The following is an 11281-nucleotide window of genomic DNA, read 5'->3' as shown; positions in this document are numbered from 1 at the left end:
GAGGCCGCGCAGGTCCCGGCCGCGCCGGCCGCCTCCGCTCCGGCCGCGGCCCCCGCCGCGACCGAGCCCGCGCCCGCGCCTGCCCCCGCTCCGGCCCCCGCTCCGGCCCCCGAGCCGGAGCCGGAGCTGGCCGTGGTCAGCGCCGCGTCGCGCGGCAGCCTCAACGGGCGCAGCTCCTACGGCACCGTCACCGAGGAGGAGGTGCCCAGCGGGCCCGCGCCGGAGAACCTGCGGTCCCTCGTCATCGACATCCTCGAACGCCGCCACGGCGACGTCGCCGCGACGCTCGCCGAGGTCAGGGCCGAGGGCTACCGCTGCGACGAGGCCGAGATCCAGCGGATCAGCGACAACCACTGGTTCCCGTACGCGGTGTACCGGCTGCTGGCCAAGCACCACGGCGACGGCGAGCTGGTCGCCCAGGAGCTGAAGGCCCAGGGCATCGTCTACGACCAGGTGACGCTGGACGCGCTCGTCCAGTCCTGGCGCGTCTGACCCCGCGCGCCTTCCGCGCGTTCCGGACCGGCCGCCCGCCACCGCGGGCGGCCGGTCCGCGTTTACGCCACCCGCGCGCGGGTCAGCGCGTGCTGCGGCCCGCCTTCTGCAGCGCGGGCTCGCCCGCGGCGTCGTCGTCATGCACGTACCGGCGCCCGCGCAGCAGCGACACCAGCGCCGCGACCAGCGACATCGCGATCGCCATGCCGAACACGATGACCAGGCCGTGGTGGAACGGCTCGGAGATCAGGTGCGGGAAGTACGAGCGGCCGGTGAGCGTGGCCACGTCGTCCGGCGCGAGGCCGCCGAGCACGTGGAACGGCGCGAGCAGGTTCTGGATCGGGTTGTAGCCGAGGAACGCGGCGAACAGCGTGCCGACGGGCGGCAGCCCGCCCACCTGCGCGGCGGGCCCGGCCGGGACGCCGTGCTCGGTCAGGCCCCGCGTCAGCGTCCTCGGCAGCGTGTCGGCCAGTCCCGCGATCATCAGCGAGAAGAACACGCCGATCGACAGCACCATGCCGGCGTTCATGAAGGTGGCGCGCATCCCGGAGGCCACGCCGCGCTGGTCCGCCGGGACCGAGTTCATGATCGCGGTCGTGTTGGGGGCGGCGAACAGCCCGGAGCCGATCCCGTTGAGGAAGATCAGCAGTGCGAAGGTGCCGTACCCGAAGTCGGTCGGGATCACCAGCAGTCCGGCGAACGCCAGCGCCGACAGCACGAGGCCGCCGGAGGCGAACGCGCGGGCGCCGTGCCGGTCGGACAGGTGCCCCGAGATCGGTCCGGCGACCAGGAAGCCGGCGGTGAGCGGCAGCAGGTAGATGCCCGCCCACAGCGGGGTGGCCTCGTAGTCGTAGCCGTGCAGCGGCAGCCAGATGCCCTGCAGCCAGATGATGAGCATGAACTGCATCCCGCCGCGCGAGATCGCGGCGAGCAGCCCGGCCAGGTTGCCGGCGGCGAACGCCCGGATCCGGAACAGGCCCAGGTGGAACATCGGCTGCTCGACCCGGGTCTCGATCCAGCAGAACAGCGCCAGGACGGCGGTGCCGCCGATCATCCCGGCGAGCACCCACGGGTTCGTCCAGCCCATGTCGTGCCCGCCGTAGGGCTGGATCCCGTAGGTGATCGCGGCGAGCAGCACGGTCAGCCCTACCGCGAACGTCACGTTGCCGAGCCAGTCGATCCTCGCGCCGACCGCCCGCTTGGCGGTCTCGGCCAGGCTCCGGTACGCCCAGACCGTCCCGACGATCCCGATGGGTGCCGAGGCGAAGAACACCAGCCGCCAGTTGATCTCGCTCAGCAGCCCGCCGGCGACCAGGCCGATGAACGTTCCGGCGATGCCCGCGACCTGGTTGACGCCCATCGCCATGCCGCGCCGGTGGGCGGGGAACGCGTCGGTGAGGATCGCGGCCGAGTTCGCCATCAGCATGGCGCCGCCGATCCCCTGGAAGACCCGCCAGCCGATGAGCCAGAGCGCCCCGGCTCCCCCGTGCAGGGGGTCGAGCGCCAGCACGAGCGTCCCGACGGTGAAGACCGCGAACCCGGCGTTGTACATCCGGACGCGCCCGAACATGTCCCCGAGCCGCCCGAGCGTCACCACCAGCACCGCCGAGACGAGCATGTAGCCCATCAGCATCCAGAGCAGGTAGCTGACGTTGCCCGGTTCGAGGGGGTTCAGATGGATGCCGCGGAAGATCGCCGGCAGCGAGATGATCACGATCGAGGAGTTGACCGTGGCCAGCAGCATGCCGAGCGTCGTGTTGCTCAGCGCGATCCACGGATAGTGCTTGGACGGCACGCCGCGCCCTCCCCCGTCTCAGATAGTTTCTTACGCTAACTAATCATAAAACCCTCGAATCCGACCAGTCCGGATAGGCTTGCTCCGGTGGACGGACGACACCGGCTGGACCTGACCGACGAGGACCTCATCGCCTTCTGGCGGGAACGCCACCTGTGCACCCTCGTCACCCTCCGCCCGGACGGGACCCCGCACTCGGTCCCCGTGGGGGCGACGCTGGACGCCGGCACCGTCCGCGTGATCACCTCGGCCTCCTCGGCGAAGGCCCGCCATGTCCGCGACGCGGGCGCGTCCGGCCTGCCCGCCGCCGTCACGCAGGTGGACGGCCGCCGCTGGTCGACCATCGAGGGCCGCGCCGTCCTGCGGACCGACCCGGCCTCGGTGGCACAAGCGGAGGATCTCTACACCGCCCGCTACAAGCCCCCGCGCCCGAACCCGAACCGCGTCGTCATCGAGATCACCCCGACCCGGGTGCTGGGCAACCTCTGACACCGCCGCCCGGCGGCGGGTGCCGGGGCGACGTCAGTAGCCGTAGGCGACCGCGCAGCTCTGGCCGCCATCCGAGGTGTCCCTGAAGCGGCCTTCGTTCACTCTGCCGAAGGAGTCGACTCCTCCGAGGCAGGCGTACCGGGGGCCGTCGTCGGTGATGAAGCCAAGGGCCATGACCGCGTTCGGCTTGAGGCCGATGATCCGAGTGATCTTCATCGGCTCGCCGGCGGAGAAAGAGAAGAGGACGAAACTCGCCGGGTGCGCCCTCTTCATCGCGCCGTAGCCCGCCCGGCCGTCCGGATTCATCACGGCGGTGGTGACCGCCGCAGCGTCGTCGGGCTGCCGGAACAGGACGCGGCCGCTCCTCAGGTCGGCTCCGCCCCCGCCCGTGTCGAGGGCGTGGACGGTGACGTTCCCCAGCCTGCGCTCGTGGAAGGGACCGGGTGCGGCCTCCGGCCGCACGTCGCCGACGGTGTAGCCGAGCGTGCGGCTGTCGCGGGCCCAGACGATCTCACCGACGAGGGAGGGGGCGGCCGTGCTCCAGGTCCGTCGCCGACCCGAGCCGATGTCAAGGACGGTCACCGTCGCCTGGGGCTGCGCGGCTTGCGCGCAGGGGGCCGTCGCGTAGGCGAGACGGGCGCCGTCCGGGCTCACGGCCAGTCCGGCCACGCGTGCCGGGACGGTCTCCTCGGTGAGCGGCGCGAGTCCCCTCACCCGGCCGTCAGCGGCGAGACGGAACCGGTAGAACCGGGTCGTGCACGACGTCTGCTCGAAGGCCGAGAGCACGAACATCTCCCCCGGCCCCGCGACGAGAGACTGCGCCATACCGGCCGAGCGCGGCGCGGGCACCGAGTCCAGCGGCCGCACCCCACCGGCCCGGGCCGCTCTGACCTGGAACCAGGGCTTCGGCCTGCGCCCTTGGCCACCGGTCCCGAAATCCCCGATCGCAACGGTGAAGCGCGGCATGCGCTGCTCACCGGATGGCGCGGTGGGCACCGATCCGTCCGCCAGCCGGTGCACCGCGCCGATGGAGGCGGCGACGGACACGGCCAGCGCCAGCGGGGCCGCCCATCGCCGGACGGCCCATGACCTCGGCCGGGCTTCTTGCCGCTCGTCCCCTTCGTCCGCCATCCGATGATCATGCCCGGGGGGCGGGGCACCGCGTCGCCGTTTCGCTTCGTGCGCGGCGTCCCGCGGGCGCGCGCCAGGGTGCGCCTCCGGTGCCGCGCGGCTGGTGGGGACGGTTCATCCCGGGAGTGTCGCCGTTGGCTGCCGCGGCACGTCCGGAACCGGCCAGGGCGGTCTCCGCGTCAGCCGCGGGCGGTGGCCACGGCCGCCTGGCCGAGGCTGATGCCGCCGTCGTTGGGAGGGACGCGGTGGTGGGTCAGCACGTCGAAGCCCGCGTCGGCCAGGCCGGAGACGGCGCGGCCGAGCAGGAGCATGTTCTGGAACACCCCGCCGGAGAGCGCGACCGTGCCGAGGCCCGTCTCCGACCTGATGCGGGAGGCCGCGGCGACGACGAGCGCCGCGACGCCGTTGTGGAACCGCGCGGCGATCACCGGGACGGGGACGCCGGCCCTGAGGTCGCTCACCACCGCGTCCACGAACTCGCCGCCCGCGACCGTGAAGCCGGTCGTGCCGTTCAGCGCCGCCGGGTAGGCGCCGGTCTCGGTGGGGTCGGCGCACTGCTCCAGTTCGACGGCGGCCTGCCCCTCGTAGTTGACGCGGTCGCGGACGCCGAGGACGGCGGCGACCGCGTCGAAGAGGCGGCCCATGCTGGAGGTCGGCGGAGCGTTCACGCCGCGCCGGGCCAGGGCGGTCACCGCGGCCCAGTCGGGGCGGCGGGCCACCGGCAGGTCGCCCGGGACCCCGTAGGCCGCCGCCATGCGCCACGGTTCGCGGATCGCGGCGGCGCCGCCGGGCAGCGGGACCGGTTCCAGATGCCCGGCGCGCTCGAAGCCGCGCAGGTCGGCGACCAGGAACTCGCCTCCCCACAGGGTGCCGTCGGTCCCGTACCCGGTGCCGTCGAACGCGACGCCGATCACCGGGCCGTCCGCGCCGTTGTCGGCGAGGCAGGAGGCGATGTGCGCGTGGTGGTGCTGCACGGCGATCCCGGGCAGGTCCTGGTCGAGGGCGTACTTCGTGGACAGGTACTCCGGGTGCGGGTCATAGGCGATCAGTTCGGGCGCGATGTCGAACAGCCGCCGGAAGTGGCCGATGCCCTCCTCGAAGGCGCGGAGCGTCTCGTGGTTCTCCAGGTCGCCGATGTGGTGGGAGACGAACGCCCGGCCGTCGCGGGTCAGGCAGAACGTGTTCTTCGACTCCGCGCCGCACGCCAGCACCGGGCGGCCTTCGGGGACGGGGATCGGCTCCGGGGCGTGGCCGCGGGACCGGCGGACGGGCAGCGGGCGGCCGCGGAACGCCCGCACCACCGAGTCGTCAGTGCGGATGTGGATGGGGCGGTCGTGCAGGAGGAAGGCGTCGGCGATGCCGGCGAGCCGCTCCAGGGCGTCCTCGTCGCGGTAGGCGATCGGCTCGTCCGAGACGTTGCCGCTGGTCAGGACGACGGATTCGGTGACGAGCAGGTGGTGCAGGGGGGTGTAGGGCAGCAGGAGGCCGACGGACCGGTCGCCCGGTGCGACCGCGTCCGCCAGGGCGGCCCCCGGCCGGCGTCGCGCGAGCACGATCGGGCGCCGCGGCCCGGTGAGCAGCTCTTCCTCGGCGGCCGAGAGGTCGCACAGGCCCCGGGCCGCCTCCAGGTCGGGGACCATCACGGCGAACGGCTTGTCCTCGCGGTGCTTGCGGGAGCGCAGCGCGGCCACCGCATCCGGGTCCGCCGCCCGCGCCGCGAGGTGGTAGCCGCCGAGGCCCTTGACCGCGAGGACCCCGCCCTGCGCCAGCACCGCCCGCGCGGCCTCCAGGGGCTCGTCGGCGTGGGGGCGCATGGCGAGGGACGGGCCGCAGGCCGGGCAGCACACCGGCTGGGCGTGGAACCTGCGGTCGGCCGGGTCCTCGTACTCGGCGGCGCACGGCCCGCACATCGCGAAGCCCGCCATGGTGGTGTTGGGACGGTCGTACGGGACGCCCGTGACGATCGTGAAACGCGGCCCGCAGCCCGTGCAGTTGATGAACGGGTACCGGTGGCGCCGGTCGCCCGGGTCGTTCATCTCGCGCAGGCAGTCGTCGCAGGTCGCCGCGTCCCAGGACACGAGGGCCCGGCGCTCGCCCGACGCGTCGCTGCCCACGATGGCGAAGCCGCCGCGCCCCACGGCGTCCAGCTCCCGCGTGGTGACGCGCTCGACGAGGGCGAGCCGGGGCGGGCGCGTGCGCAGCCCGTCCAGGAACCGCCCGACCTTGTCGGGTGCGCCCTCGACCTCGATGAACACGCCGCCCGCGTCGTTGCCGACCAGCCCCGACAGCCCGAGGCCGGTCGCGAGACCGTGCACGAAGGGCCGGAAACCGACGCCCTGCACGACCCCCTCGACGCGGACACCGACCCTGACGTCCACCCCGCCATTCTGCCCCGCCGGTCACCGTCGGTGACCGAAGGCTACAGGGCGTGTCTCAACGGACGACTCCGCGACAGGAGGGGCGGACGCCGGGCGTGTTCGGCGCTGGAGGTCACTGCTCCCCGGTGTACATGGCGATGGTGAAGTCCGCCGCGGTGCGGGCGGTGGCCTCGTCGGCGCCGGCCGCGACGTCGGCGGCGTACCAGCCCTCGCCGGCCTGCCGCGCGAACTCGCGGCCCTCCTCGGACATGGCCCAGGAGTCGCCGAGCTTGGCCCGGGCGTCCTCGCCGGACTCCACGTGGATGGTGAGGCCGAGGAGCCCCATGTCCCAGCCGATGCCGACGACGCCCGGGCCGAACTGGTTCTGCGAAGGGTCGACGAGGGCGGTGTGCTCCAGTTCGAACCGGGTCCGGCCGTCCGCCTCGGGGGTCAGCCGGACCTCGATCCAGGTGGTCTGGCCGCCGTACTCCCACGTCGCCGCGAACCCCTTCGGCGGGTCGCAGCGCTCGATCGTCCCGCTGGCGTTGCCCTCCAGATGGAAGCGGCCGCCGAGCCGCAGGTCGCCGGAGACCGGCAGGAACCAGCGGGAGATCCGCTCGGGGTCGGTGACGGCGTTCCACAGGTCGTCGACGCCGGTGTCGTAGACCCTGCTGATCGTCGCGGTCCTCGCGGTGCCGGACTCCAGCGCCTTCTCGCCCACCGTGCGGGTGACGGTGTTGATCTGGCCGGTGACTTCGATCATGTCTCGCTCCCTGGGTCGTCCTGATGCGTGCGGTGTGCGCGCTTCCCGCGGGCGATCTCGGTCGCCAGGGCGTCCAGACGCGGCGTCCAGGACCGGCGGAAGCGTTCGAGCCACGCGTCCAACTCCTGCAGCGGTGCTGAGTCGACAGCGTAGAGCCGGCGCGTCCGCTCCGCCCGCACGACGGCGAATCCGTTGTCGCGCAGCACCTTCAGGTGCTGGGACACGGCGGGCTGGGAGATCCCGAACTCCTTCCGGACGACCGCCGTGAGCTCGCCGGACGAGCGCTCGCCGTCGGCGAGCAGCTCGAGGATCCGGCGCCGGACGGGGTCGCCCACCACATCGAATGCGTGCACGTGACCCAAGTTACAGGCTCGGCTTATATAAGCCAAATCTCAAGTTCAGTTCCCGGCGAGAAGTCGCTCGAAGGGCACCGGCGCCTCGTACGGGTCGTCCTTCGCCGGGGCCGGCCTGGCCTCCACCAGGGCGGCCAGCTCGGCGCCGGCCCGGGCGACGCGCTCGGGCAGGGCGGTCTCGGCGCTACCCCAGTCCGCGGACGCCGCGAAGACGCCGGTCGGGACGACGCTAGCGCGCAGGTACGCGAACAGGGGGCGCATCGCGTAATCGATCGCCAGGGAGTGCCGGGCGGTGCCGCCGGTCGCGCCGAGGAGCACCGGCGTGCCCTCCAGGGAACCGCGCTCCAGGACGTCGAAGAACGTCTTGAACAGCCCGGTGTAGGACGCGTTGAAGACCGGCGTGACGGCGATGAGGCCGTCGGCGTTCGCCACCGTCTCGACGGCGGAGCGGAACGCCCCGGACGGGAAACCGGTCAGGGTCGCGTCGACCATGGCGTGCGCGTGGTCGCGCAGCTCGACCGTCTCGACGGTCGCGCCCTCCTGGAGGGCGCCGGCCGCCGCCTCGGCGAGGCGGTCGGCCAGGAGCCGGGTGGACGAGGGCTGCCCGAGCCCGGCGGAGACGACGGCGAGGGTGGTCATCGCACCTCCTCGGTGAGACGGGACGCGTGGGTCGGGGCGCTCGCCGGGACGTGCGCGGGACGCAGCGACTCGAACTCCTTGCGCAGCACGGGCACGACCTCCTCCCCCAGCATGTCGATCTGCTCCAGTACGGTCTTCAGCGGCAGGCCCGCGTGGTCCATCAGGAACAGCTGGCGCTGGTAGTCGCCGAAGTGGTCGCGGAACGAGAGCGTCTTGTCGATGACCTGCTGGGGGCTGCCGACCGTGAGGGGCGTCTCGGCGGTGAACTCCTCCAGCGAGGGCCCGTGCCCGTAGACGGGCGCGTTGTCGAAGTACGGCCGGAACTCGCGGACGGCGTCCTGGGAGTTCCTGCGCATGAACACCTGCCCGCCGAGACCGACGATCGCCTGGTCGGCGGAGCCGTGCCCGTAGTGCTCGTAGCGCCGCCGGTACAGGCCGATCAGGCGCTGGAAGTGGTCCGTCGGCCAGAAGATGTGGTTGGCGAAGAAGCCGTCGCCGTAGAAGGCGGCCTGCTCGGCGATCTCCGGGCTGCGGATCGAGCCGTGCCAGACGAACGGCGGGACCCCGTCCAGCGGCCGCGGCGTCGAGGTGAACGACTGGAGCGGCGTGCGGTACTTGCCCTCCCAGTCGACGACGTCCTCGCGCCACAGCCGGTGCAGGAGGTGGTAGTTCTCGATGGCGAGCGGGATGCCGTCGCGGATGTCCTTGCCGAACCACGGGTAGACGGGGCCGGTGTTGCCGCGCCCCATCATCAGGTCCACCCGGCCGTCGGCGAGGTGCTGGAGCATCGCGAAGTCCTCGGCGATCTTCACCGGGTCGTTGGTGGTGATCAGCGTGGTCGCGGTGGACAGGATCAGCCGCTCGGTGCGCGCCGCGATGTAGCCGAGCATCGTGGTCGGGGAGGACGGCACGAACGGGGGGTTGTGGTGCTCGCCGGTCGCGAAGACGTCCAGGCCGGCCTCCTCGGCCTTGAGCGCGATCGCCACCATGGCCTTGATCCGCTCGGCCTCGGTCGGGACGCGCCCGTCGGTCGGGTCGGGGGTGACGTCGCCGACCGTGAATATCCCGAACTGCATGCCGGCCTCCAAATAGTAGAACTTTCAATTATCCTACCGAACCGCGACCCCCGGGCGGGTATTCCTGCCCGCCCCGGAGGCCGCGGTGACCGCCGTGACCGTCGTGTCAGGCGGCCGGAGCCGGCAGCAGCGGCGCCGGGCGCGGGACGGCGGGCAGGAAGAGGCGCCCACTGAGCGCGCCCCGGACCGTCTGGACGCCGGCCACGGCCCAGGCCGTGACGAGGAACAGGTAGAGGAGCACGGCCACGTCGGTCAGCACGTCCAGGCCCGTGGCCCGCGACAGGCCGGACGCGCCGGTCACGCACGTCCCGACCGGGAAGGTGAACGCCCACCACGTCATCGCGAACGGCATGCCGCCGCGCAGCGCCCGAAGGTTCGCGGTCGCCGCGATGGCCAGCCAGAGCAGCGCGAAGCCCATCACCGGCGCGCCGTAGAGGACGGCGAACGCGCGCGCCGCCGCCGCGTGACCGGGAGCGGCCTGCCCCGCCGCGTTCGCGATCTGCACGACGGCCGTGGTCGACTGCCCGAGCGGCCCGAGCACGAGGAACAGCGTCGGCGTGAGGGCGACCGGCGACGGCGGCCCGCCCGCGAGCCGCGACCAGATGCCGGGCAGCAGGACCAGCGTGGCCAGCAGGCTCGCGCCGAACAGGCCGTAGCAGCCGAACAGCATCGTGGCGCGGGCCTGGCCCTCCGGCAGGTGCGGGACGAGCGCGGGCCCGAGCGCCGCGGCGACCATCGGGGCGACGACGGGCAGCAGCCAGGTCGGGTTCGCGGGCCCCGGCCGATGCCTGGTGATCATGAGGTAGGGGACGCCGGCGGCGGCCAGCACCGCGTAGAGGGTCCCGAGCGTCCACAGGACGGCGTCCAGGGCGATCGCCGCCCGGGCGCCGATCACCTCGGGGCCGAGCATGAGCGTCCCGTAGCCGACGGCGAGCATCGCCATCGGCGGGCAGCCGTAGAACACCGCCGTGGCGGGGTTGTCCAGGAGCTGGGACCGCGCCACGTCCGTGTGCCGGGTGAAGTGGACGGCGCGCGCCGCCATGAGCGCGACGAGCATCAGCAGCGAGCCCGCCCACACGACCACGGCGAAGGCGTGCAGGCCGGGGACGTCCACCGGCAGCGCGTTCGCCCCGTTCGCCACGATCGACGTGCCCATGACGGCCGCGTACCAGTTGGGACCGAGATGCCGGAACGCCTCGGTCGGGCGGTCGAGCGCGCCCAGCAGGGCGCGGTTCGGGGTGGGGAGGCTCATGACGTCCAGATTCCACCGCATTCGCGGTCATCAGTAGAGGTCATGGCTCTATGGGGCCATAAAGCAACCCTATGGGTCCGTAGAATCGCGGTCATGGCCGTCTCGCACCGCGTCCCCGACCTCGGCGCCCTCGAACTGCTGCTCGCCGTCGTCCGGCTCGGGAGCGTCGGGCGCGCGGCGGCCGAGGTCGGCGTCACCCAGCCCGCCGCCAGCGCCCGTATCCGCTCGATGGAGCGGCAGCTCGGCGTGGCGCTGCTCGAACGGTCGCCGCGCGGCTCCCGTCCCACCGAGGAGGGCGCGCTGGTCGCCGAGTGGGCCCGGCAGGTGGTCGCGGCGGCGGAGGCGCTCGACGCGGGGCTCGACGCGCTACGAGAGCGGCGCGACGGGCGGCTGCGCGTCGTGGCGAGCCTCACGGTCGCCGAGTACCTGATGCCCGGCTGGCTGGTGACCCTCCGGACCGTCCGCCCCGGCGTCGCGGTCACCCTGCGCACCGCCAACTCGACCGTCGTCGCCGAGCAGGTGCGCGGCGGCGGCGCCGACCTCGGGTTCGTCGAGGGGGCGCGCACGCCGGCCGGGCTGCACGGCACCGTCGTCGCCACCGACCGGCTCGTCGTCGTGGTCGGCCCGCGGCACCCCTGGGCGCGGCGGCGCTCCGGGGTCCCGGCGGCCGAGCTGGCGCGGACGCCGCTCGTCCTGCGCGAGGAGGGCTCCGGGACGCGCGAGGTCCTGGACCGGGCGCTGGCCGCGCACGGCGGGACGGCGCCGCCGATGCTGCAGCTCGCGTCCACCACCGCGCTGAAGGCGGCGGCCGTCTCCGGCGCCGGGCCGGTCGTGGTGAGCGATCTGGCCGTCGCCGACGAGGTGGCCGCCGGGCGGCTGGTCTGCGTCCCCGTCCCCGAGCTGGACCTCGCACGCCCGCTGCGCGCGGTCTGGC

At 73.5% G+C, this 11281-nt stretch carries 11 protein-coding genes; 3 read left to right on the top strand and 8 right to left on the bottom strand.

The genetic code is table 11. The features are described from left to right. On the top strand, nt 1-492 hold a 492-nt coding region (locus AB0K37_RS36205), incomplete at its 5' end, for a hypothetical protein (RefSeq protein ID WP_363989039.1). Nucleotides 493-574: 82 nt separating this feature from the next. On the opposite strand, the gene AB0K37_RS36200 is transcribed toward AB0K37_RS36205, so the two are convergent. Further along, entirely contained in the window at nt 575-2287 is a 1713-nt protein-coding gene (locus AB0K37_RS36200) for an MFS transporter (RefSeq protein ID WP_363989037.1), read from the bottom strand. Between the two features lie 87 nt (nt 2288-2374). Here AB0K37_RS36200 and AB0K37_RS36195 point away from each other — a divergent pair, with 87 nt between their 5' ends. After that, a complete protein-coding gene (locus AB0K37_RS36195) occupies nt 2375-2776 on the top strand; it encodes a PPOX class F420-dependent oxidoreductase (RefSeq protein ID WP_363989034.1) in 402 nt (133 codons plus the stop codon). A 33-nt stretch (nt 2777-2809) separates the two neighbouring features. On the opposite strand, the gene AB0K37_RS36190 is transcribed toward AB0K37_RS36195, so the two are convergent. From AB0K37_RS36190 to AB0K37_RS36160, 7 genes are all read right to left on the bottom strand, one after another. Beyond that, nucleotides 2810-3907, bottom strand: coding sequence for a hypothetical protein (locus AB0K37_RS36190; protein WP_363989031.1), 1098 nt, complete (start codon nt 3905-3907; stop codon nt 2810-2812). 179 nt (nt 3908-4086) lie between these two features. After that, nucleotides 4087-6285: a carbamoyltransferase HypF gene (gene hypF / locus AB0K37_RS36185; protein ID WP_363989028.1), complete on the bottom strand. Its 2199-nt coding sequence runs from the start codon at nt 6283-6285 to the stop codon at nt 4087-4089. Between the two features lie 112 nt (nt 6286-6397). Further along, nucleotides 6398-7027, bottom strand: a complete 630-nt coding sequence (locus tag AB0K37_RS36180; RefSeq protein WP_345183760.1) for an SRPBCC family protein — start codon at nt 7025-7027, stop codon at nt 6398-6400. Next, on the bottom strand, nt 7024-7380 hold the full coding sequence (locus tag AB0K37_RS36175) for a metalloregulator ArsR/SmtB family transcription factor (RefSeq protein WP_363989025.1): 357 nt from the start codon (nt 7378-7380) through the stop codon (nt 7024-7026). The genes AB0K37_RS36180 and AB0K37_RS36175 overlap by 4 nt, the downstream gene beginning before the upstream one ends. 45 nt (nt 7381-7425) lie before the next feature. Then, nucleotides 7426-8019, bottom strand: coding sequence for an FMN reductase (locus AB0K37_RS36170; RefSeq protein ID WP_363989022.1), 594 nt, complete (start codon nt 8017-8019; stop codon nt 7426-7428). After that, nucleotides 8016-9095 (bottom strand): LLM class flavin-dependent oxidoreductase, encoded by a 1080-nt coding sequence (locus AB0K37_RS36165; protein ID WP_363989020.1) that lies wholly within the window; start codon nt 9093-9095, stop codon nt 8016-8018. The genes AB0K37_RS36170 and AB0K37_RS36165 overlap by 4 nt, the downstream gene beginning before the upstream one ends. Nucleotides 9096-9201: 106 nt before the next feature. After that, nucleotides 9202-10347 carry a TDT family transporter gene (locus AB0K37_RS36160; RefSeq protein ID WP_363989019.1) on the bottom strand — a complete coding sequence of 382 codons (1146 nt, stop codon included), beginning with the start codon at nt 10345-10347 and terminating at the stop codon, nt 9202-9204. A 93-nt stretch (nt 10348-10440) separates the two neighbouring features. Between AB0K37_RS36160 and AB0K37_RS36155 the strand changes: the two genes are divergently transcribed. Beyond that, nucleotides 10441-11281: LysR family transcriptional regulator (locus tag AB0K37_RS36155; protein WP_363989017.1), on the top strand; the 841-nt coding region annotated here is incomplete at its 3' end.

Origin of the sequence: Actinomadura sp. NPDC049753, from assembly GCF_040674655.1 — a bacterium.
GTDB lineage: Bacteria > Actinomycetota > Actinomycetes > Streptosporangiales > Streptosporangiaceae > Spirillospora > Spirillospora verrucosospora.
This window is presented reverse-complemented; position numbering and strand designations above follow the sequence as displayed.